At 63.4% G+C, this 23135-nt stretch carries 20 protein-coding genes; 10 read left to right on the top strand and 10 right to left on the bottom strand.

Annotation, left to right across the window (positions count from 1 at the left end; translation table 11 throughout):
* From NTY77_01225 to NTY77_01265, 9 genes are all read left to right on the top strand, one after another.
* On the top strand, nt 1-1107 hold the full coding sequence (locus tag NTY77_01225; protein MCX5794101.1) for a DegT/DnrJ/EryC1/StrS family aminotransferase: 1107 nt from the start codon (nt 1-3) through the stop codon (nt 1105-1107).
* Nucleotides 1097-1948, top strand: coding sequence for a transketolase (locus tag NTY77_01230; GenBank protein MCX5794102.1), 852 nt, complete (start codon nt 1097-1099; stop codon nt 1946-1948). The genes NTY77_01225 and NTY77_01230 overlap by 11 nt, the downstream gene beginning before the upstream one ends.
* Nucleotides 1938-2864 carry a transketolase gene (locus NTY77_01235; protein MCX5794103.1) on the top strand — a complete coding sequence of 309 codons (927 nt, stop codon included), beginning with the start codon at nt 1938-1940 and terminating at the stop codon, nt 2862-2864. Before NTY77_01230 ends, NTY77_01235 begins: the two co-directional genes overlap by 11 nt.
* Nucleotides 2852-3622 (top strand): class I SAM-dependent methyltransferase, encoded by a 771-nt coding sequence (locus tag NTY77_01240; GenBank protein MCX5794104.1) that lies wholly within the window; start codon nt 2852-2854, stop codon nt 3620-3622. The genes NTY77_01235 and NTY77_01240 overlap by 13 nt, the downstream gene beginning before the upstream one ends.
* A 76-nt stretch (nt 3623-3698) precedes the next feature.
* Nucleotides 3699-4802 (top strand): radical SAM protein, encoded by a 1104-nt coding sequence (locus NTY77_01245; protein ID MCX5794105.1) that lies wholly within the window; start codon nt 3699-3701, stop codon nt 4800-4802.
* Between the two features lie 21 nt (nt 4803-4823).
* Nucleotides 4824-5828, top strand: coding sequence for a radical SAM protein (locus NTY77_01250; protein MCX5794106.1), 1005 nt, complete (start codon nt 4824-4826; stop codon nt 5826-5828).
* Nucleotides 5825-6595 (top strand): class I SAM-dependent methyltransferase, encoded by a 771-nt coding sequence (locus NTY77_01255; GenBank protein ID MCX5794107.1) that lies wholly within the window; start codon nt 5825-5827, stop codon nt 6593-6595. The genes NTY77_01250 and NTY77_01255 overlap by 4 nt, the downstream gene beginning before the upstream one ends.
* A 170-nt stretch (nt 6596-6765) precedes the next feature.
* Nucleotides 6766-7770, top strand: a complete 1005-nt coding sequence (locus tag NTY77_01260) for a glycosyltransferase family 2 protein (GenBank protein ID MCX5794108.1) — start codon at nt 6766-6768, stop codon at nt 7768-7770.
* Between the two features lie 24 nt (nt 7771-7794).
* Nucleotides 7795-9435 (top strand): radical SAM protein, encoded by a 1641-nt coding sequence (locus NTY77_01265; GenBank protein ID MCX5794109.1) that lies wholly within the window; start codon nt 7795-7797, stop codon nt 9433-9435.
* A gap of 6 nt (nt 9436-9441) precedes the next feature.
* Here the strand turns inward: NTY77_01265 and NTY77_01270 are convergent, their stop codons facing one another.
* The 6 genes from NTY77_01270 to NTY77_01295 form a co-directional block, all read right to left on the bottom strand.
* Entirely contained in the window at nt 9442-10311 is an 870-nt protein-coding gene (locus tag NTY77_01270; GenBank protein MCX5794110.1) for an FkbM family methyltransferase, read from the bottom strand.
* Nucleotides 10312-10364: 53 nt separating this feature from the next.
* Nucleotides 10365-10997: an FkbM family methyltransferase gene (locus tag NTY77_01275; GenBank protein MCX5794111.1), complete on the bottom strand. Its 633-nt coding sequence runs from the start codon at nt 10995-10997 to the stop codon at nt 10365-10367.
* A gap of 213 nt (nt 10998-11210) precedes the next feature.
* Entirely contained in the window at nt 11211-12728 is a 1518-nt protein-coding gene (locus tag NTY77_01280; protein MCX5794112.1) for a flippase, read from the bottom strand.
* Nucleotides 12725-13711 carry an SDR family oxidoreductase gene (locus NTY77_01285; GenBank protein ID MCX5794113.1) on the bottom strand — a complete coding sequence of 329 codons (987 nt, stop codon included), beginning with the start codon at nt 13709-13711 and terminating at the stop codon, nt 12725-12727. The genes NTY77_01280 and NTY77_01285 overlap by 4 nt, the downstream gene beginning before the upstream one ends.
* Complete coding sequence (locus NTY77_01290; protein MCX5794114.1) at nt 13708-14343, bottom strand: dTDP-4-dehydrorhamnose 3,5-epimerase family protein; 636 nt, start codon at nt 14341-14343, stop codon at nt 13708-13710. The genes NTY77_01285 and NTY77_01290 overlap by 4 nt, the downstream gene beginning before the upstream one ends.
* A 132-nt stretch (nt 14344-14475) precedes the next feature.
* A complete protein-coding gene (locus NTY77_01295) occupies nt 14476-16656 on the bottom strand; it encodes a Zn-dependent oligopeptidase (GenBank protein ID MCX5794115.1) in 2181 nt (726 codons plus the stop codon).
* 118 nt (nt 16657-16774) lie between these two features.
* On the opposite strand from NTY77_01295, the gene NTY77_01300 reads away from it, so the two are divergent.
* Entirely contained in the window at nt 16775-17743 is a 969-nt protein-coding gene (locus NTY77_01300) for an AI-2E family transporter (GenBank protein MCX5794116.1), read from the top strand.
* Between the two features lie 12 nt (nt 17744-17755).
* On the opposite strand, the gene NTY77_01305 is transcribed toward NTY77_01300, so the two are convergent.
* Genes NTY77_01305 through NTY77_01320 form a run of 4 tightly spaced genes read right to left on the bottom strand, consistent with a single transcriptional unit; the run spans nt 17756 to nt 23101 of the window.
* Nucleotides 17756-18433, bottom strand: coding sequence for a response regulator transcription factor (locus NTY77_01305; protein ID MCX5794117.1), 678 nt, complete (start codon nt 18431-18433; stop codon nt 17756-17758).
* A gap of 45 nt (nt 18434-18478) precedes the next feature.
* Nucleotides 18479-20158, bottom strand: coding sequence for a hypothetical protein (locus tag NTY77_01310; protein ID MCX5794118.1), 1680 nt, complete (start codon nt 20156-20158; stop codon nt 18479-18481).
* Nucleotides 20148-20672, bottom strand: a complete 525-nt coding sequence (locus NTY77_01315; protein ID MCX5794119.1) for a flavin reductase — start codon at nt 20670-20672, stop codon at nt 20148-20150. Before NTY77_01315 ends, NTY77_01310 begins: the two co-directional genes overlap by 11 nt.
* Nucleotides 20669-23101, bottom strand: coding sequence for a DUF3536 domain-containing protein (locus tag NTY77_01320; protein MCX5794120.1), 2433 nt, complete (start codon nt 23099-23101; stop codon nt 20669-20671). Before NTY77_01320 ends, NTY77_01315 begins: the two co-directional genes overlap by 4 nt.
* Nucleotides 23102-23135 lie beyond the last annotated feature (34 nt).

Raw genomic sequence — 23135 nt, forward strand, 5'->3', positions numbered from 1 at the left:
ATGAAGGTCCCCTACGTCGACTTCCAGGCCCAGTATGCCACCGAGCGCAGGCCGCTCCTGCACGCAATCGACCGCGTCCTGTCGCGCGGCGAGTACATCCTCGGCCGGGAGGTGGCGGCTTTCGAGTCCGCGCTGGCCAGGCTCTGCGGCGTGCGCCACGCGGTCGGGGTGGCCAACGGCACCGACGCCCTCATCCTCACGCTCAAGGCCTTGGGCATCGGCCCGGGTCACGAAGTCATCACAGTCCCCAACTCCTTCGTGGCTTCCGCCTCCTGCATCGCGCTGGCCGGCGCCCAGCCGGTCTTCGTGGACGTCGGCCCCGACCAGCTCATGGACCCACGGCAGCTCGAGCGCGCGTTCACGCGCCGGACCAAGGCCGTCATCCCGGTCCACCTGACCGGGAAATGCTGCGACATGGACGCCATCGGGGCTGCGGCCCGCCGCCGCGGCCTGCCCGTCATCGAAGACGCGGCCCAGGCCGTGGGAGCCCGGTACCACGGCCGCCGGGCGGGGTCTTTGGGCCGCGCCGCCTGCCTGAGCTTCCACCCGCTCAAGAACCTCAACGCGGCGGGCGACGCCGGGGCCGTGGTCACGGACGACCCCCGCTTGGCCGAGCGGCTGCGCCTTCTGCGCAATCACGGCCTTAGGTCCCGCGACGAGGTGCTCTTCTGGGGCTTCAATTCACGGCTCGACGCCCTGCAAGCCGCCATCCTGCGCTCCCGCTTGAAGAGGCTGCGCGCCGTCGTAGCCCGGCGTCGGCGCAATGCCGAGACCTACCGTCATGCGCTGGCGGACCTGACGGACGTAGTGCAGTGCCCGCAGGATGCGCCGGACTGCCAGGACACCTACCACCTATTCGTCATCCAATGCGACCGCCGCGATGCGCTGCAGTCCTTCTTGGCCCGGAGGGGGGTTGCCACCGCAGTGCATTACCCCACGCCAATCCACCTGCAGCCCTGTTGCGCTGATCTGGGCTACCGGCAGGGGGACTTCCCCGAGGCCGAGCGGCAGGCCCGCCGGATACTCTCCTTGCCTGTGCACCAGCACCTCAAAAGGAGCCAGTTGGCCTACGTCATCCATTGCATCAGGAACTGCTATGGCCGCTGACCGCACAGGCCTCAGATCACCGCGGGTATCGGACGCGCGCTTGCGGCGCCTGGCGGACGAGGCCCGCCGGCTCATCATCGAGGTGGCTTGCCGCTCCCGCACGGCTCATGTGAGTTCGGCCCTGTCTTGCGTCGACCTGCTGGTCACCCTGTATTTCGGGAATCTGAGGCTCCCGCCCCGGCAATGGGACCGGCGGGACATCTTCGTGCTCAGCAAAGGCCACGCGGCGCTGGCCCTCTACGCCATATTGACTCTGAAGAGACTGATGCCCAGGAGCAAGCTCCTCGGTTATCTGCAAAACGACGGGACGCTGCCTGGACACCTGGATCGGACCAGCAACAAGGGCATCGAGGTCTCCGCCGGCTCCCTGGGACACGGCTTCAGCGTGGCCCTGGGCATGGCTCACGGCTACCGGCTCCGCAAAGACCGCCGGAGGGTCTGGTCGCTCATCGGCGATGGAGAATCCCAGGAAGGCGCGATTTGGGAAGGGGCGCTATTCGCCGCCCGCCTCGGGCTGGACAATTTCACCGCCATCCTGGACTACAACAACCTGCAAGGCTACGGCCGGCCGCGCCAACTCTGCCACTACGAGCCGGTCTTGGCCAAATGGCGGGCCTTCGGGTGGGACGCCTGCCGGATCGACGGGCATGACTTCCGGCAGATCCGGAAAGCTTTCCGGCGCCCACCGCGCGGCAGACCGCGGGTCATCGTGGCCGACACCACCAAGGGCAAGGGCGTCGCGTTCATGGAAAACGAACTCAAATGGCATTACCACATCGTCACCGAGGACCTCAAGCGCGAGGCCCTCAGCCAGATTGGGGGAGCCCGCCGTGCGCCATAGCGCCATAGAGGCCATCACTCTCATCGCCGCGCGCGACCCCCGAGTCTTCGTCGTGACCGGGGACGCCGGCTACGGCATCCTGGACAAGTTCCAGAAAGAGCATCCGGACCGTTTCCTGAACCTGGGCGTGGCGGAACAGAACATGATGGGCTTCTGCGCCGGCCTGGCCATGGCCGACTACAGGGTCTTCGCCTACAACATCGCCCCCTTCATCCTTTACCGCCCTTACGAACAGGTCCGCAACGATATCTGCTACCAGGCTCTGCCCGTGACGCTCATCGGCATCGGCAGCGGAGTCACCTACGCTCCCGGAGGCATGACGCACTATTCCGTCGAGGATATCGCCGTGGCGCGAACCCTGCCGAACCTCGCCATCCTTTCCCCAGCCGACCCCTGGGAGACGCGGGCTTGCATCGCGCACGCCTACCATCACCGGCACCCGACCTACATCCGGATCGCCAAAACCGGAGAGCCCGCCCTGCACGCCGGTCCCATAGCCTCCGTAGCAGCGCCTCTCCTCTTGCGCCCGGGCCGGGGAGTGGCGCTGCTCTGCCATGGCTCCATCAGCGCCGAAGCGCTGTCTGCCGCGGACGCATTGTCCGTCCGGCCGCTGGTCCTCTCCGTCCCCATGCTGCAGCCCCTTCCCTTCGCCGCCCTACGACGGCGTCTGCGCGGGATCCACACCGTGGTGACCGTGGAAGAGCATTTTGTCGAGGGCGGTCTGGGCAGCATCATCGCGGAGTGGATCGTCCGAGAGCGCCTACCGCTGCGGCTGGTCAAGCTGGGTATAGCCAACGAATTCATACACGCCATCAAGGATACCTCCGGCATGCGCCGCCATTACGGGATATCCGCCGGACAGATCGCGGCGGCCGTCAGACGCGCCGGCCAAAGGAGGGGATCATGTCCGACATAGCCCTGCGCCACGAGAACGAACGGCTTCAAAAGGAGGCTCTGGAAAAGCTCTTCAAGGCCACGGATCTTCCGGTCTTCGACATGTTCCGGAATTTCCCGGTGTTCACCCCCCGCTACAACCTGGCGCGCTTCCTCGTGCACTACGAACTGTTCAAGAAGGTCTGCGCGCTGCCCGGCGTCATCATCGACCTGGGAGTGTTCCAGGGCGCCTCGACCTTCACATGGGCCAAGCTCTCCGAGATATTCTGCCCCACAGACGTACGCAAGGTGGTTTACGGGTTTGACACGTTCGCGGGCTTCCCCTCGCTGGCGGCGGGCGACGAAGGCGTTGATTCCAAGAATGATCGGAAGGTGGGCGGTTTTTTCCCAGGCGCCACCATCGAACGCGACCTGCGCCTGGCCCAGGAGGCGATGCGCCCGGACAAGCACATCCGGCACATCGACCGCATCGAATTCGTCAAAGGCGACGCGGCCCAGAGCATCCCCGAGTTCGTGAAGGCCAAGGGCAGCGGCTTCAAGATCGCGCTGCTCAACGTCGATTTCGATCTCTATGAGCCGACCAAGGTGGCTCTGGAGCATTTCGTCCCGCACATGGTCCGCGGCGGCATCATCATCGCGGACGAATATGCCCTGGAGACCTTCGCCGGGGAGACCAAGGCTATCGACGAATACTTCCAGAAGAATTTCGGCTCCCGTCCGAAGGTCCAGAAGTTCAGCTGGCACAGCGTGCCCTCGGCCTATATCGAGGTCGATTGGTAGCCCGTTACTGATAGAGGCGTCGGACGGGAGATCTCGAGCCGTGACGTGCGCCGTTTTGATCAGCAGGAGCTGACCGGTGAAAGACCTGATTCTCGACGACACAAAGCTTTCCTGGCACAAGGAGCGGGTGGAGGCCTGGCTCCGCGGGGAACGCATCCCTCCGATTACGATCGACTGCGCCCTGACCAGACGCTGCAACTATCGGTGTGTTTATTGCATGGGCAAGCTGCAAGCCAATGACGAGAAGAGGATGACGCGCGACGTCATCTTCCGGTTCCTCGACGATGCCGCCGAGATCGGAGTCAAGGCGATCAGCTTCGTCAGCGACGGCGAAAGCACGTGCAGCCCCCATCTTTACGAAGCCATCTTGCGGGGTGCGGCCAATGGGCTGGACATCGCCCTGGGGACCAACGGCTATCTTCTCCAAGAAGCCCATTTGCCCGCGATCCTGCCCAAGCTCACGTATCTGCGATTCAACATTTCCGCCGCGACGCCGGAACGATACGCCCAAATCATGGGGACAAAACCCCAGGCTCTCGAGAAAGTCCTGGCGGTAATAAGAAAATGCGTTGAATACAAGAAAAAAGACAACCTGCCAGTGACGTTGGGCCTCCAAATGGTCCTTATGCCTTCGCTCGCCGACCAAATACTCCCCCTGACCGAACTCGGAGAGGGACTCGGCGTGGACTACCTGGTGATCAAGCATTGCAGCGACACCGAAGACGGCGCCCTCGGTGTCGAGTATGGCAAGTATTTCGGCCTCGTGGATGTGCTCAAGAAAGCCGAAGCTCTTTCGAACGATCATTACCTCGTCAAAGCCAAGTGGTCGAAGATCCTCAGCGGTGGGAAACGGTCTTACTCCCAGTGCTACGGGCCCCCGTTCATCATGCAGCTCAGCGGGTCGGGCCTGGTGGCTCCTTGCGGAGCGCTGTTCCACGCAAGATACAAGAAGTATCACATCGGCAATATCGCGGAGACGTCGTTCAAAGAGCTCTGGAAAGGCGACCGCTACTGGGAAATCGTGAATCTGATCGCGTCGGACCGCTTCGACGCCAGGACCATGTGTTCGTCCCTTTGCCTCCAGCATAAAGTCAACGAAGTCCTCTGGGGCATCAAGCGGGAAGGCGGAGTCCTGCCTGATGCCGTCGGAGCGCCGCCGATGCACATCAACTTCATCTAGGATACAGGACAAAATATGTATTTGAGGAAGAAGAAACTACATGAGCGGGAGCGTCACCGGCTGCCCGGCACCTTGCGGACCATCGTGCTCGACGTCACTCCCCGCTGCGACATGCGCTGCCCCCACTGTTACGCGGAGACTTTTTCCGACGTGGAGCCGATCGCCATCGAGATCCTGCAGCGAGCACTGGAACAAGCCCACGAAATGGGCGTTTCCCACTACGTGCTGATGGGCGGCGAACCCATCCTGGACCCAAAACGCGTCGAGGCGATCCTCGCCGCCTGTCATCCAGATGAGTCCTATATTACCGTGACGACCAACGGCTGGAGCATGACTTTGGACAAGATCCGCTGGCTCAAGAGCCTGCAGGTTGACAAACTCTCGGTCAGCCTCGATTCGGGGATCGAGGCGGAGCACGACGCCAACAGAAGGCCGGGATCCTATCGGCGGGTCATGCAGATGGTCGATGAGGCGTTGGGCGAGGATATCATCGTCGCCCTGGACGTCCTGGTGACGCATCAATCGTTGCACTCCGAGGGATTTCGAAAAGCCTACGACTATGCGAAGTCCAAAGGCATTCGCCTGGACCTGCAGATCGCGGAGCCCGTAGGGAAATGGGACGGCCGCAAAGACGTGCTGATCACCCCGGAAGACGCCCGCTACATCAAGGACCTGCAGATGAGCAGTCCTCTGACCCGCAACGGCGAGCGCACCATCAAGAGGGACATCTATGCAGGCCCGCAGGATCACTGTCCCGCCGGGAAGGATTTCCTTCATATCACCTCGCACGGGCACGTGTTCCCCTGCAATTTCCTGCAGTTCAGCCTGGGCAACATCCGCGACAAATCGCTCCAGGCGATGCGCAAGGATCTATTGACCTGTCATTGGTTCAGCGCGAGCCACCCCATATGCCTCTGTGGAGAGGACGAGAAGTTCATTGCTGCCTACATCATGCCTCATGTCGCCAGGCCCAAACCCCTCGCTGCGCATGAAATCTTCGACCTTCCTTACGGAGGACAAAAATGACCCCAAAAAACAAATTCGACGGGTATCGCAAATATGGCCCGGATTCAAAGATTGAAGGGAGGATCGCGTCCCACTGCAAGAAGTTCAAGCTCGACCCGCTCGATGCCGTGAAGCTGTTTCCTCTGTTGGCTCGTCGCCAATGGCTCAAGAGGTTCATGGCCCACCATGAGCTCTTTCTCAAGACGCTCGAGGTCCCTGGAGACATCGCCGAGTTGGGGGTATTCCGTGGAGTTGGCCTGATGACCTGGGCGAATCTCCTTGAATCTTATTGCATCGGGAGCCGGACCAAAGTCGTCTTCGGTTTCGATAACTGGAAGGGCTTTGTCGATCTGGCCAGCGAGGACGGCAAGGAGGTCGGTGCTGTCCAAAAAGTGGTCGGCGGGTTCTCGCCCGAACTCCATTTCAAGCAGTTAAAAGACGCCATCTCTATTTTTGATGAAGACCGGTTTGTCCCTTGGAAGAATCGGATTCGACTGATAGAAGGCAACATCGAAGATTCGGCACCGGCCTTCACGCAGCAGCATCCCGGCGTGCGATTCTCCCTGGTCCATTTTGACTGCGATTTGTACAAACCGACGAAGGCGGCCCTGCAAAGCTTTTGGCCCCGTCTCTGCCGCGGTGGCGTCATGATATTTGACGAATACGCGATTGCCGACTGGCCTGGCGAGACCCAGGCTGTCGATGAGTTCTTTGCGGACATGCCCAATATGAGAATCCGGACCTTCCCTTGGACCAATTCCCCGGGAGGCTACCTCATCAAGGAGTGACGAGGGCCTTAATCAAGAATTGGCCTTATCGGGCTCGCCGCCCACAATCCGGGCGTCACAAGGACACTGAAATATCTCAAACAGAACAACATGTTGAGTAGACCATCTTGCATGCGCATGGCACATCACCGCCCATGAGTCCGAATTCTCCAAGGAGCAAGACTTTGTCTGTGGTGATGCCCAACTACAATCACGGCCATTATATCCGAGAGGCCCTAGCGGCGTTCTTGAGCCAGTCTTTTAAGCCCATGGAAATCATTATTGTTGATGATGCTTCCACCGACAACAGCATCGAGATTCTGGAAGAGTTATGCAGAAACAACCCGACTCTCCATCTGGTGCGCAACGAACGGAACATGGGGGTGATGGCAAGCGCCAATCGCGCAGCGCGGATGTTGTCCGGCGACTACGCGCAATTCTCCGCAGCCGACGACAGAATCCTCCCAGGTTTCCTGGAACAGTCCATCGGGCTGCTGTCGCGGTATCCCCAAGCCGGACTCTGCTCCACCCTCAGCCTCATGTTGGGCAAAGACGGCCAGAACCTGGGCCCATACCAAACCCCGGTCGTCGCCGAGACCGAGTGCTATCTGCCGCCGGCGCGGATTGCCGCCATCTACAGAAAGAACGGCTCTTGGGTGGTCCCCAATACGGTCATCTTTCGGCGCGAGGCTATCCTGGAGTTCGGCTGCTTCGATCCTGCGCTGGGACCGTCGGCGGACGGGTTCCTGCACCACGCTGTTTCCTTGAAGTACGGGGCCTGTTTCATCCCGCGGCCTTTGGCAATGTGGCGACAGATGGAAACCAATTACTCATGGACCTACACGGCCGATTTCCGCGCAAGCATGGACATGGTGGGACGCATGGAGCACCGGATGCGCCACCAGTACCGCGACCTGTTCCCGCCTGACTACGTGGACCTGTTCAAACTGCGGGCCATGCGGAGCCAGGTGCACGGAATGATTGAGCGCAACCCCTACCGCCACGACCAGATCCTCGAAGTGGGGAAATCCATGCGGCTGCGACGCCCGCTCGACAAGATGTACTTCGCCGGCCTGCGGCTCTGTTTGGAGGTGGGCCTCTGGGCCACGAAGCTCTATATCCTATTGCAGCACCCTTTCCCGGACCAAGCACGCATCATCCTCAGGAAGCTGCGCCGGCTCGTAAGCGGGGCCTAATTGATGAGCCGCGTATTGATGGTAGTGCCAAGGACCGGATCCGGAGAGGAACCGAACTTCTGCTATGTCTTCCCCATCGGCTTAGTCTATATCGTAACCGCGATGCGGCAGGCCGGGCATTCGGTCGATTGCCTCAACCTCAACCACCGCCGCGGCTCCGTTGAGGAGCTGGTGCGAAGCAGTCTGGGCGGGGAGCGCAGATACGACTATCTCTGCACGGGCGGCCTCTCCAATGTCTATCGCGAGATACGGTCGATAGTCGGCGCCACGCGCAGGGCCAGGCAGGGGGCCCGCATCATCGTGGGCGGCGGGATCATCACCTGCGAGCCCGCGCTCATGTTCGAGGCCTTGAAGCCCGATTTCGTCGTCATCGGCGAAGGCGAAAGGACCATCGTCGAGCTTCTTGGCAGCCTGGAAAGCGGCTTGGAAATCGCAGAGGTGCCCGGCATCGGTTATCGGTCCGCGGCCGGCGGCTTCATCCAGACCCGGGAGCGCGCACCGATCGCCGACCTCGACTCTCTTGCCATGCCCGACTACGACGGCTTCGGGATCGAGGACTACCTTGACCATATGGCGCCCTCGGACAACCTCTTCTACGACCTGTTCGACCATCCCAGGGTCTATCCCATCACCTGCAGCCGGTCCTGCCCGTTCCTGTGCACCTTCTGCTTCCATCCCTTGGGGAACAAATTCCGGAAGAGGTCCGTCGCCTCGGTCATGGGAGAGGTCGAGTTGATGGTGCGGCGTCATCGCATCAACCTGCTGCTCGTCTATGACGAATTATTCTCCAACCAGCGCCAATGGATGAGCGAGTTCTGCCGCCGGATCACGGAGTTCCGCCAGGGACTCCCGTGGCCGCTGCATTGGATATGCCAGATGCGGGTCGACCATATTGACGAAGGGATGCTTAGGACGATGAAGGAGGCGGGCTGCTGTCTGGTGAGCTACGGGTTCGAGAGCTACAGCGAGAAGGTTCTCAAGAGCATGAAGAAGCACATCAAGCCCGAACAGATCGAGCGGGCCATCGGCGCCACCCTGCGCAACCATCTCAGCATCCAGGCGAACTTCATCTTCGGGGATACGCTGGAGACCTCCGAGACCGTCAGCCAGACTCTGGCCTATTGGAAGCGCAACAGCCATGCGGGGATCAACCTTGAATTCATCCGCCCCTACCCCGGCAGCGAGTTGTACCATAGATGCGTCGAGCGCGGGATCATCGGCGACAAGCTCGAATTCATCCAGGACCATCTCTTCGACATCTTGAACATGACGGAGACTATGAGCCAAGACGAATTCGAGAGGCTGAAGTTCGATGTTTATCAGGCTTGGCTGAAGCACAGGAGATACGCCTCGCCCACGCTTTTGGGAACCGGCCCGGAGGCGGCCGCAGGATTTCGGGTCAGATGTCCATATTGCGGAACGACATCAACTTACAGGAATTATCGGATGCCGTTCAGACATTACTTTTACCTCGAAGTCTATTGCCGCTCCTGCCGCTGGAGGTTCACGGTCGCGAGCCGGACATACAGGATTGTCGCGAAACTGGTGGTGTGGTCCTACTCGCTGCTGCCAAACGGGCTGAAGGTCCCGGCCTTCCGGCTCCAGAAAGGCCTGCGATTCAAGGCGCTTTTAAAGCGGTATGTCTTTCCCGCGCTGAAGGTCTAGGGCCGTTCAACGAACGATCGCGAAGAGATTGTTCCCGGACCGCTGCACTGCATAGCCCAGACCGCGCAGCAGGGCACCAGCCTCTTCTTCTTCCTGCGGCGAATGCACTTCCATGACCACCCTGGGCTTATGGCATCGCAACAGGGCCTGGCCTCCGCGCAGCACATGGGCGCCGTAGCCTTCCACATCGATCTTAAGGAACGACGGCTTCAAGGAAAGCTTTGCAGCCAGACCATCGAGGGTCTCCACGGCCACAGCCAGGCTCTTCCCGCCGGGCTCGCAGGCATTCAAGGAATGCCCTCCGGAATTGAGTCCATCAAGGAAAAGCAGCGCGCTCCCAGCCTTATCCGATAAAGCCAGCGGCACGGCAGTCACGTTGCGGAGCTCGTTGCGCGCCACATTCCTGGTCAAAAGCTCATAGTTGGCCGGCATCGGCTCGAAACTGTACACCCGCCCCGAAGCCCCCACCTCTTTCGCGGCCAAGGCCGCGTAGCAGCCTTGCTGGCCTCCGACATCCACGACCACGTCGCCCTCATGCAAAGAAAAATCACCCAAAGCGCAAGTGTGATAGATGCCCTCGACCCAGATCTCGCGCAGGATCATGAAGACCGTCATAAGATCGATCTCCAGACAGAGTCCCGGCTCGCCGCGCATGCGCACCCTCACGACTCTTCGGCTCCATCCTTGTCGGCTCAGATAGCCCATGGCCGCGGCATGCGCCTGCGTCGAGTCCGCCTGAGCCGAGCCTCGGCGCGCGATCAGATAATGCCACCAATACAACGTGGCGTAGGCCAGCCGGTTGCTCAGAGCTCCGCTCATCCCTAATTGAAAAGCGTAACTCCTGCAAATGTTAGTCAGGCCCGAAGGCAGACGCATCATCGCCTCCTACAGATTCCCATACCTATTCCGCCGGTCCTCGCCGACGGCGACTAAACCGGAGGCCGGAGACAGAGGAAATTAGTCCCATCGATGTCACGACACTCGAAGCCGGCGCTCCGGAAGACCGCCAAGAACTCATCGACGCTCGTTCCTTGGTCAGAAAGGACCTCCCTGCAGCATTCAATGAACACCGCCTGCAACCGCCGGTCCTCGATCATCCGATTCATGCCGGCGATCGCGAGGGACTCTCCGCCTTCGATGTCCATCTTCACGACATGCGGCCGCAGCACTCCCAGGTACTCGTCCAAAGGGACCATCCCGACTTGCTGAGAGATCGCGCCAGCGTGCCGCTCCCGGGGGCTCCGGATCGAATGTCCGCTGCGGCTGGGAAAGGACAGGTATAGGGTGGCCGCGCCGAAGGACCGCCCGGCGGCGCAAGGGCAAACGAATACGTTGACGCAGGCGTTTGCAACCACGTTCTTGACCAAGAACCCCAGGTTCGTCAATTCCGGCTCCAGAGCCAGGACCTTGCCCTGCTCTCCGACCAACTTGGATGCGAGGATCGTATAATATCCGATGTTGGCGCCGCAGTCCACAACCACCATTCCCGGGCGGACGACCCGCCGGAACTCCTCCACCATCTTCGCCTCGAAGACCTCGTTCATCTGCAAGACCTGAGACATCCCGGTATCATCCTTCGGGAGATACAGACGATATCCGTTGATGTCCACGAATGCAGGCTGCAAGCAGCGTTGCCACACCAGGGAGTGGAGCTTATTGAATAACCCGAATCCGAATCCCTTCCCCTGGAATACGCGGAAAAACGCCCGATACCATTCGGTCAACAAGACGACGCCTCCTCGCGGCAGAACCCGATCCCGATCTTCCCGGCCTGCCTAGCGCAAAACTGCCAGGACTTCCTTCAAGCTTTCATAGTTATCGTGGTCGATCAAGAGGAGAACCAGGCCGATGTAAACCGCGGCGCAAAGCCCTCCGCCCAACAGGAACGAGGTCCAGCTGCCGAGCCAGAAGTGGATCATCCACGCGACCGCCAACAGAACGGCGCCGGCCAAAAAGGGCCTCAGGCAGACGTCCTCAAAATACTCGCGCCCAGACATGCTGAAGAAATCGCGATTGGCGCACAGAATGAAAACCCCATTGACCAAGAGGGAGGCGAGGAAGAATCCCCAAGCCGCGCCGACGATGCCGAGCCGCGGTATCAGGAACGTCCAGAGAAACAGACACATCAAGGCCAACGCGACACCGGCCTTGACCCCATATTGGATCCGGCCGAGCCCCCCGACGGCGACGCCCGGCATGACGCCCATGAAATAGAAGAAATTGCCCATGGCGAGAAGCCGCAGCGGCCAGGTCCCGTACCGGGAGAACTCCTCGCCCAGCCACAGGGTCAAGAACTGGGGCGCCAGCACCATGAGCATGACGAAACCGGGGACGACCAGCCAGATGACGAGCTGGGAGCACCGGCGATAGAAGCGCCTGACGCCCGCGGCATCTTTGGCCCCATGGAGCTCGCTGAGCATGGGAAAAGCCACCGTCGTGATGGTCGATGGGATGATCCAAAACTTCTGGAGGATGGCCGAGGGCATCATGTAGTAAGTGAGCTGCGAGAGGGGGAGCATGCATCCGATGAACAACTTGTCCCATTGGAAAATGACCGACCACGACAGCAGGCCCACGAAGCCGGTGATGCTGAAGATCAAGAAATCCCGGAAAGGCTTGCGGCCCGACTCCAGCCAGAAGTCCCAGGCCGGATAGACCGGAAGGAAGTGCAACGCCGATGCGAGGGCGGCAAGGCCGACGACGGCGTTGATGACGACGAACGCTCCTCCGATGGCAAGGATGCCGCAGCCGCGCCACAGGAGGAGCGCCACGCTGCCCAGGAACAGTCCGGCCTGCAGCAAAGAGAGCGTGTTGGAGAGATCGTAGCGCTGCAGGCCCTGCAGGACGTTCTGCCCATATTGCGCCAGGGCGAAGCACACCCCGCCGACGCTGGCGCAGGCCATGACCCAGACCGCCAGCTTGAGCGATGCTGGTTCGACTTTCAATAGATGCGCGACCTCTTGCCTGAAGACCAAGACCGCCGCGGCTCCCAAGCACACCCCGAAAGCATGCATCCAGAGAGAGGTGCCGAGGACCGCCCTCAGGGCGCCTCGGTCGCCCGAGCCCAGGTGTTCGGAGACGTATTTGACCGTGGCGTTTCCGGCCCCCAGCGAAAGAAGCATGAGGTAGCCCGACACGATGCCCAGCAGACTATAGAGAGCGTAGCCCTCCGAGCCGAGCTTCTTGACGATGTAGGGAATGAGCCAGAAGGCCAGGATCGCAAGTCCGGCTTGCCCAGCCATGTTCCAGCCCGCATTCCGAGCCAGGCGAACGGATCGGGAAACTGGCTTCATTGAAAAGGGAGACGCGGCGACTGCGGGTCCGGACGCAGCTTCTTGTGCATCCTGATGTTATAGAATTCGTCCTGGTTGTAATCCCCGTACTCGTTCCGGTGCGCGTACAGGTCCATCACGATATCCTTCACGGTGTATTGGGGCTGGAAACCGAGTTCCGTCTTCGCCTTGGCGATGGAGACTTTGTAGTTGCGGAAATCGCGGAGATTCCCGATCTCCAGGCCGATCTTCTTGCCGGTCAGTCTCTCCAGCTCGAATTTCACCAGGTCTCCCGCCTGCCCCACGGTGTAATTGTCCGAAGCGACATTGAAGATCCCATGCGTCTCTTGGTCCGCCTGGATCGCCCGGAGCATGGCCGCCGTCGCGTCCTGGATATGCAGGATCGGGCGCCAGATCGAGGGATTATTGATATGGATGCGGCCCTCCGTCATCGCGGTCTTGAACATCGTATTGATGATGAGGTCCATCCTCATGCGCGGGCTATGCCCGGACACCGTGCCCTGGCGCAGGCATATGACGGAGAACGATTCATCCTCCATCTGCAGCACTCCGCGCTCGCCCTGCAGCTTGGATATCCCGTAGGGATAGCTGCAGGAGACGGGCGCCTCCTCGTCGTCGAGGTGGTTGGTCGTGTAGCCGTAGATCGAGCAGGACGAGGCGTATATGAAGCGCTTGATCCCAGCCTTCTTGGCGTTGAAGGCCAGGTAGGACGGCAGGGCTCCGTTGTAGATGAAGTTCTCGGCGGGGCTGTACTCGGCCATGGGGTCGTTGGAGAGCCCGGCCAGGAAGACGATCTGGTCGAAGCCGGCCAGGTCCTCGACCGTGCAGGCGAACAGGTCTTTCTTGACGACCTTGACTCCCGCCGGGAGGTGATTGCCGAACCACAAGAGATCGATGACCTCGACCTGATAGCCGTGTTCGACGAGAACCCCGGCCAGGGACGAGCCGATGTAACCTGCGCCGCCTGCCAGCAAAATCCTCATATCCCCGCCTTGGCCATCCCCAGCCTGGGCGCGGTGAATTGATCCGATCTGGGATCGTTCTGCCAGCCGGAAACGGTCAGCCCGGCCCTATCCTTCTCGCTGATCAGTTCCGATCCCCGGGCCACAGCGTCGAACAGCCCCTTGAGCTCGGCCGGGCACAAAGACCAATCGATGTCCGGGGCCAGCGGGGAGATCCCCGCCTCGCAGCCGGCGCTGTACTCTCCCGTGCACAAATATTGGATCTGCGTCGGCTCCATGAAAAGATTTCCGTGCGCGAACCCGGGCGGGACCCAGATCCATTCGTCCTGGTCGGAGTCCTCGTGGTAAGGCATGTCCCAGGCCAGTATCTTTCCGTACGTCGGCCGGTCTTTCCGGATGTCCAGGACGAGGTCGATCATCCGGCCGCGCAGCGTGCGGACGAGTTTTCCCATAAACGGGTTCCACTGGAAGTGCAGCCCGCGCACGGCGCCGGCCTTCGAAAAGCTCTCGTTGCCCTGCACGAATTCGAGCCCGCGCAGTCCATCCGAGCCGGGATGGTCCCGAAGGTCTCTCTTCCTGAAGGTCTCCGTGAAATATCCGCGCGCATCGCAAAAACGCGCGAAGACGACGACCTTGACTTCAGGTATAGCCAAGCTCTTTATCGAGAGGATTCTCACGAGCGGTTCTTGAAGGCCCAGGATGGCGGTTCTACGGCTCAGCGAATATATAACATCTCGACAACCCCCAGCAACTTGAGGCCAGCGGCCCGAGCTGAGCGCCGGCGGCTAAGCCGAGGGCGCGGTAGGGGCGGCGGGCTGTGCCGGCTGCTGCGTCGGGAAGCCCAGGTAGCGCAGGAAGGCCTCCTCGTCGGGCTCGCGCCCCAGGAAGGCCTTCAAGGACTCGGCTTCGTCGCGGCTCGATCCCGTCTGCAGGATCTCCTTGCGGTAGGACCGGCCCACGGCGGGGTTGTCTATGCCTTCCTTCTCGAAGCGCGAGAAGATGTCCTGGGCGTAGACGCGCGACCAGAGGTAGCCGTAGTAGCCGGCCGCGTAGCCCATGAGATGCCCGAAGCTGGCGGGGAAATGGGTGCCGGGCACGGGCGCGGGCAGGCCGAGGTCCTTCCAGATGGCCTCCATCACGGCCATAGGGTCCACGGGCCCGGTCATGAGGTTGTAGACCAGGTCGAGCGTGGCCAGGGCGACCTGGCCGAGCTCGGCTTTGGCATGGTTGAAGTTCTTGGCCGCGATCATCTTGTCCAGGAGCGCCTGCGGGAGCTTCTGGGAGGGGTTCTGCCAGTGGCCGGAGAGCTGAGCCAGGACCGAGGGCTGCCAGACGAAGTTCTCCAGCATCTGCGACGGGGCCTCGACGAAGTCGCGCGCCACGCGCGAGCCGGAGAAGTCGGTGTAGCGGGCCTGGGTCAAGGTCTGGTGCATGAGATGGCCGAACTCGTGGAAGAAGGTCTCGACCTCGCTGTGCAGCAGCAGCGAGGGCTGGTTGGGAGTGGCCTTGGTGAAATTGCCGACCATGGCTGAGACGGGCTGGCGGTAGGAGCCGTCCGGGAGCTCGCGCCCCTGGAGCAGCGAGAAGGCCGCCATGTGCTCGTATTTGCCGGCCCGGGGATAGAGGTCCAGGAAGAAGTGGCCGATCTGCCGGCCCGTGGCCGCGTCCGTGATCTTGAAGAGGCGCACGTCCGAGGACCAGGCCTGGGCCGGGACCTCCGTGAAGCGCACTCCGAGCAGGTTCTGGTAGACCTTCATGGTGCCTTCGACCACGGTGTCTACGGGGAAGTACTGGCGGACCTCTTCGTCATCGAGGTCGTAGAGGCGCTTCTGGAGCTTGACCGCGTAGTAGCCGCGGTCCCAAGCGGGGATGCTCTGCGCGGCCGGGTCGTCCGCGCGCTTCTCTTCGAGCATGCGCGCTTCCTCGGCCTTGGCCGGGCCCTGCAGGAGGTCTTTGAGCCGGGTGAGGAAGGACTGCACGCGGTCCGGGGTCTTGGCCATGCGGTCTTCGATGGCATAGTGGGCGTAGGACTTGTAGCCGAGTACGCCGGCGAGCTCCCGGCGCAGTTGGAGGACCTCGGTGAGGATGGGCATGTTCTCGACCGCGGCGCGGTTGGCGTACTTCATGTAGAGTTGGCGGCGCAGGTCCGAGTTCTGGGCGAGGTCCATGAATGGACCGTAGGAGGGGTAATCGAGGCCGATCTTGACCTTGCCGTCCGGGGTCTTCTCCAGGCCGTCTATGTAGGACTGCGGCAGGCCGGCGAGCTGGGAGGGGTCGACTTCGAGCTTGTCGTTGACCTCGCGAAGATTCTTGGAGAAGGCCTGGGAGAGGTCGGAGAGGCGCTGGCGGATCTGGTTGAGACGGTCGCGCTGGTCCTGGGGAAGTCCCATGCCGCTGCGCTCGTAGCCCCGCAAAGTCTCTTCGAGGAGCTTCTTGTCCTCGCCGGTGAGTTGCTCCCCCCTGGCCGCTACGTCCTTGTAGGCCTGGTAGATGTCCTGGCGAGCGGCCAGCCCGATGCCGAGGCGGCTGCTGCGGCGGTCGATGGCATCGGCCATGCGGCGGACCTTGGGGTCCTGGGAAACGTCGGTCATGAAGGACGGCCCGACCGTGGCTTCCTGGAAGCGGGCGTCGGCCTCGGAGAGGGGCTGGACCGTGTTGGCGAAGCCGCGCTGGTCCGCGGGGATGGCCATGACCTTCTCGATGGCCTGGAGGTAGTCCTTCTCGGCGACCTTGTACGCCGCGGCCATGCCGCGGTAGGTGGTGGGGTAGGAGAGGACCGGGACTCCGGTGAGGACCGAGGCGCCCGAGAGGCCGGAGGAAGGGGAGGCTGTGTTGATGCCGGCGGCAAGGCTGCCTAGTCCTGCGTTTACGCCAGCGGTCTGGACGGGGGCGACGACGGCGCCAGCCGCCCAAAGGGATGGGGGGATGAAGAGGATGAGGGAGAGCAGGACTCTCAAGAGGTTCATGATAAAGATTCTAGCTTGCGCCTGCGCCGGGCGCATGAAGCGAGAGGCCTATGGGGAGGGTGGCAAGATTCCCATCCCAAGTGGGTCTTTTGGGCGCGGATTTCATATAATCGAGTCCATGTCCGTCGCGAAGAAGGCGTCCTACGTCCTGGTGCCGCTGGCGGTCCTGGCCTCGGCGTGGATGCATTTGGCTCCCATCGTCCTGGCCGGCCTTTTCTCCTACATGATCCTGGACCTGACCTACCGGGGGCTCGCGCGGCGCCTCTCGCCCCTGCTCTCCCGTTGGCTGGCGCTCGCGGTGTTCCTGGTCGCCGCCGTCGCGCTCGGGTGGATGGTCGCCCGCTTCGTGCGCGCCACCCTCCACACCTTGCCCCAGATCGCCGCCGCCGCCATCCCCCGGGTCATCGTCCTCGCCGAATCCCACGGCATCGACCTGCCCTTCGACAACGTCTACGAGCTGCGCGAGATAGCCATCCAGAAGATCAAGGAGAATGCCGAGGCCATCACCAAGACCAGCGGCGTGCTGACCGTGCAGTTCTTCCGGATCCTCATCGCCGTCTTCGCGGCCATACTCGCCTTCTTCTGCCCTCCCCCGGAGGTCCACGCGCCCAACCTCTTCGATGAACTGGGCCGGGAGCTGGCGGAGCGCATGCGCACCTTCATGGCCGGATTCGAGAAGGTCCTCGGCGCCCAGCTAGGCATCTCCGCGGCTTACGCCGTCCTGACTCTCGCCTTCCTCGTCACGATGGGCTTCTCGCACCTGATCTTCCTGACTTTGGCCACCTTCCTCTTCGGCGTCATGCCCATCATCGGCAACATCATCAGCAACGCCATCATCGTGGCCACGGGGCTGACCATATCCGACCGCCACGCCGCCTTCGCGCTGGTCTTCCTGATCGTCATCCACAAGAGCGGTTATTTCGTATACGGCCGGGTCCTGGGCACAAGCATGAAGGTGCCCATGTGGCAGACCCTCCTGGCCATCCTCCTCGGCGAAGTCGTCATGGGCGTGCCCGGCATCATCATGGCGCCGACCCTGCTGCATTACGTCAAGGAAGAGTTGCGCGCCATACCGTCCGCGCGCTGAAGTCAGCCGGGGTCAACCGATGAGCTCGTAGCCGTCGTCCGTGGTCTGGATACGCTTGCTGTCATCCGGGCCGAAGTCCTCGCGCAGCCGCTGCACGGTCTTCTCCAGGGCGCTGACGTGGTCGCCCGCGCCCCAGACCGCGGTCATGAGCTTCTCCCGCTTGACCGCGTCCTTGGCCTCGATGAGCATCTTGAGCACCTCGGCCCGGGTCGGAGGCAGCGTCGCGACCGTCCGGCCGGATATCCAGACCGTGCGGAAGCGCGTGTCGAGACGGACCTCGCCCTTGGCCACTTCGGAAGGGAGGGCGGGAGCGCGCGGATACTGGGCGATGAGGCGCCGCACGAGGCTGATGAGGGGCTTGAGCTCGAAAGGCTTGCGCACGTACTCGCGCACGCCGTGGGCGCGGATGGACTGCTCGAGCATGTCGGCCTTGTCGCTGTGCGCGGTCATGACCACGATGGGGATGTCGCGCACCGAGGTGTTGGAGGTCACCTTCTTGATGACGTCCACGCCGCTCAATATCGGCAGCATGAGGTCCAAGAGGACGAGGTCAGGCTGCAGGGACAGGATCTTGTCGTAGCCTTCCTGGCCGTTGAAAGCGTAGTGCGTCTCGAAGCCCTCGCGGTTGAAGGCGAAGCTCAAGATCTGCTGCAGGTCGCCGTCATCCTCGACAATGAGCAAACGCGGCATGCGGGCAATCTATTAAATATCGCGATTCTTGACAAGGGCGGCGGGTCACCGGCTCCTGCCGGCCAGAGACGCCGCGACGGCGCGGTCCTTGACGGCGCTGGGGAAGTCCGGCTCCAGCGCCAGCGCGAGATCCAATTTCGCGAACCCATCGCGCCACCGCTCCCGGCTGAAGTCGCCGCGCGCGCCGACGTAGAGCTCGTAGGCTCGCACGGACACGCCGGAGCCCGCGACGCGATAGAGCAGCGAGCCTTCCTGCGGCTCCGCGTGGAGCAACTCGTAGCGCCGCGGGGCGGAGCGGATCCAGTCCCACACCCGCAGCCAGGATTCCTGGTGCGCCGGCGCGATGTCGGTGAGCGGAAAGAACAGGAGGACAGCGCGGATGTCCTTCTGCGCCAGGAGATAGCGGAGCTCATCGGCGTCCCGGATTCCCACCGGAAGAGAATACGCCTGACGGCCCGTGTAGATGTAGACGGTGGGGGCGTTGTTGCTCAGCAAGGCGGAACCCTCTCCCAGCAGGCTCTGGACCGACTTCCAGGTGGCCGTCGGATTCTGCGCGTTCCCGTAAGGGCGCCTCATCAAGCCGTCGGCCGCCAGCCGGGCGTCCTGGGCCGCGTAGGTGGCGGCCAGAAGCACGGCGGCGGACCACCCCAACAACCGCGACTTTCCGCCTCGTCCCAGCAAGGCCAGCAGCCCCAGGACCATGAACACGGCGAGTAGCGGCATCAGGGGCAGGAAATAACGGACATCCAAAGGGCGCCAGAGCAGATGGACGGCCAGGTAGAGGCCCCAGGCTGCCGCCGCCGAGCGCGTTCCCGGATCCGGGTTCCTCCTGAGGAGTTCGCGCAGGCCCAGGAGGGCCAGCGCCATGGAACCCAGGAGCGCCAGGGCGCGGCTGGGCCCGGGCGCAAATCCCGGAGGCAACAGGCCCGCGGCCTGGACGAAGAGGGTGTCCAGCACCGCCCACCAGCCGCGCCAGAGTTGCGCGGCCCCCAGGTCCGCGCGCCATTCGCCGAGGTAGTCCGACACCTGATGGGAGAGCGCGTAGTTGCGCAGGAGCCAGGCGCCCCAGATGGCGCAGGCGCCGGCGACGATCGGCCAGAGACGGCGGCGCAGGTCCGCCCTGAAGGCGAGCATCCCCAAGACGGCCGTCAGGACGATGCCTTCCGGCCGGGTCAATGCGGCCCAGCCCAGCAGGAGGGCGGGGGGCCAGGCGGCCGCGGCCGGCCGGTCCTCCTTGAGAAGACCATCGAGGCGCGGCAGGATCCAGAGCCACAGGACCAGGAACCAGGACTCCGCAGTGACCAGGCTGCACAGGCGCGCGGTGGCCGGATTCAGGGCGAAGAGCAGGACCGCCAAGCCCCGCTCACGGCCGGAGAGGCGACCCGCCAGCCAGCGGTGCAAAAGGATGGCCGCGACCAGGATGAGGGCCACGGCCAACCCCTGCAGGAGCTGCCAATGCGGGGCGACGCATCCGACCCAGGGCGAGAGGAAGAGGGGGAAGCCGGGCAGGAAATGGATGAGGGGAGGGGTGTCCGGTCTGGTGAGGTCCACGTAACGGCCCTGGAGCAAGGATCGGGCCCCCGCGATGTAGGACGCGTCGTCGATCAGGACGCCGACATAAGAGCGGCCCAACTGCGTCGCGTAGAACAGGGCGGCCAGGAGAAGGATCAGCCGATAAGGCCTGTCGCTGAGCTTGCTCCCTGCGGGTCCGCCGCTAAGCTCCATGCGCAAGCTTGTAGGAGCGGAGGATGCGGCCGTTGAATATGGAATGGAAGTCGCCTTGGGGATAGTAGCCGGCGATGATGTCCGCGTCCAAGGTCTCCGGGAGCACCTGGGTCTTGTGCACGGTCTCGCATTCGAAGGCCAGGCCGCAGCCTTCCAGGACCGAGACGCCCCGCTCCAGTCCCGGGCCCACCTTGAGCCCCAAGGACTCCACTTTATCGCAATCACGCCCGGACTTGCTGCCGCAGAAGGCCAGCTCATCGGCCAGTTGCCCTTCCTCGGGCACGCAGACCGAGAATCGCCGCGACCTTTCTAAAAGGCCGAAGGTGTGGCGGGACGGCCGCACGAGCACGGTCATGATGGGCTCGCCCCAGACGACGCCGGCCAGGGCCCAGCCGATGGTCATCGGATTGGGCCGCCCTGTCTCATCCTGGACCACCAAGAAGGCCCCGCCGCCGCGCAAGGCCCTGCAGAGCTCCGCGAAACCCGCCGAGAATTCCAGCTCGCGTTGCTTCATGCGTCGGCCGATATCTCGAGGAGGCGCGCCGCCTCGTCGATCTCTCCCACCAGCCGGACCTTCTCATCGCTGTCCGGGGGCAGACGCCGCAGCAGGTCGAAGAACCGGTTCTGCGCGCGGTAGCGCCAGCGCGTCAGGCCGGCGGCCGGAGCCAGCGCTGCCAAGGCCGCCAGCCGCCGCAGCCAGGCGGCGGAAAAATCCTTCTCCAGCGAGTCCAGGACCCAGAAGGCGCAGGACTCCCATTCCTCTTCCGCCGCGGCCGAAGGCGCGCAGAGGTCCGCGGATTTGGCCCGCGCCATGGTCGCGGCCACATCCGAGAGGTCCGCGTCCGGATTCTGACGCAGGCCCCTCACCCGGCGCAGGAGCCAGGCGTCCAGGGCCGCCTCGGTCTGGCCGCGCAGTCCGGGCGGCAGTTCCAGGCCGAGCCGCGCGTGCTGCTCGGCCAGGCCCAGGCATTCGTCCATATCGAGCAGCGGCGAGTCCTCCCAGAACTGCCGGCGCTTTTCCACCAGGATCCTGAGGATGCGCTCTCGCTCGTCGGCCAGCAGGTCATCGAAGCCGAAGCGGCGCCCCTTGGCCAGCGGCCCGGCCACGGCGCTGAGGTCGAATCCTTGGCCCTCCCGCGCCGACCGGACCCGCTCTCCAAGAGCCTCCAGGCCTCCGGGCCCCAGGTCCGATGACGAAACCAGGGCCGTGACCGTGTAGTCGGGCATGGCCGCGGCCAGGAAGGTCCGCCGCCAGCGCTCGCCGGTGATGCCGTCGCGGACCGCGACCTGGCCTGAGACCAAGCGGATGCCGCCGACCTGAGCGCGCGCCAAGCCGGAGAATTCCGCGGCGGCCTGCCCCATCGGCCACACCTCCTGGCCCTCGCTGAACAGGCTGGCGATGGCATGGTGAGCCGCGGCGCGGTCCTCGTCCATCCGGCCGGCCACCGCCAGCTTGCGGTACACGCCCTCGCCGTTGCGATGCTCGGCATAGTTGCTGGGCGCCGATTTCAGGCGCGCGGCCAGCCCGCGCTCCAGTTCCACTCCGGCGGCCAGATGCGCAAGCTCCGCGGCCCGGGCCGCATACTGGAGGTTCTGCACGGCCTCTATGCCGGAGATATCCGAGAAGAACCAGCCGCAGCTGGTGTACATGAGCATGGCATGCCTCTGCATCTCCAGCAGGCGCAGCGCTCTGACCCGGTTCTCGGGAGAGTCTTCGGCTTTGAGATGCTCCGCCATGAACCGGGAAACGTTCTCGTCCGAACGCTCCAGGATGACCGAGATGTAGGCGTCGCGCGCGGCCCAGGGCTCGCGCAGGAGGCGGCCGCCCTCGCGCTCGAAGGTCAGCGCCAGGTGGTCGCGCAGCCAGTCCAGGGCCTCGCGCAGCGGCCGGCGCCAGGACAGGCTCTTGCCTTCGCCGCCGCAGCCGCAGGCGTCGCTCCAGCGCGACACGCCGTGGCTGCAGCTCCAGGAGGTCCCGAGGCCGCCCTCGCCGGGCTTGACCTCGGCCTCCCAGGTCGGCGGATGCTCGGCCAGGAAGGCCGCGTAATTGACCACCTCGATGCCGCGCTTGGGCAGCTCCTGGACCAGGAGGTGGGCCAGCCCCATCTCGCCGAACTTCTCATGGTGCCCGTAGGATTCCCCGTCCGTGCAGAGGTTGACCAGCTGGTCCTCGGCGGCGGCGGGGTCGAAGGCGCCCAGGATGCGGTCCGCCCAGGCTTTGGCGTTGACCATGACCTTTTCGAAGGCCACGGCGTGGGAGAGGCCGCCGTCGTAGAAGAAGAGGGCCAGGGACTTCTTGCCCTGCGAGCCGGGGGCCGACCAGCGATAGGCCCGGCGGGGATCGAGACCGCCGGAGGACACGTCGGTCCAGGCCTCGCTGCCAAGGCGCCGCACGCGCCGCGCCTGGGTCGGGGCGAGCACGGCGTATTTGAGTCCGTGCTCGGCCAGGGCCTCGAGGACCGCGTCGTTGCAGGCGGTCTCCGGGATCCACAGCGCCTCGGGCTCGCGGCCGAAGCGGTGCCGGAAGTCGGCCAGGCCCCAGAGGATCTGCGTGCGCAGGTCCCGCGGCTTGGCCAGGGGCAGGATCATGTGGTTGTAGGCCTGGGCCATGGCGTTGCCGTGGCCGGAGAGGCGCTGCAGGCTCTTGCGGTCCGCGTCGAGCAGGCGGCGGTAGTCGTGCGGGTGGGCCTTCTCGAACCAGGTGAGCAAGGTGGGCCCGAAGTCGAAATCGAGGTATTCGTAGTTGTTGACCAGCTCGCTGATGAGGTTGTGCGCGTCCATCAGGCGCGCCTGGCTGTTGGGGATGTAGCACTCGCGCGCGATGCGGCGGTTCCAGTCGTGCTCGGGCTTGGCCGAGGGCTGGCGCTCCACCGTCTCGGTCCAGGGGTTCTCGCGGGGCGGCTGGTAGAAATGTCCGTGGATGCAGAAGTAGCGCTTGGTCATCCGGGAGATTATAGGGTTTTGGCCCGTCGGCCGT

The sequence above is a fragment of the Elusimicrobiota bacterium genome (assembly GCA_026388095.1).
In the GTDB taxonomy this organism is placed as follows: domain Bacteria; phylum Elusimicrobiota; class Elusimicrobia; order UBA1565; family UBA9628; genus UBA9628.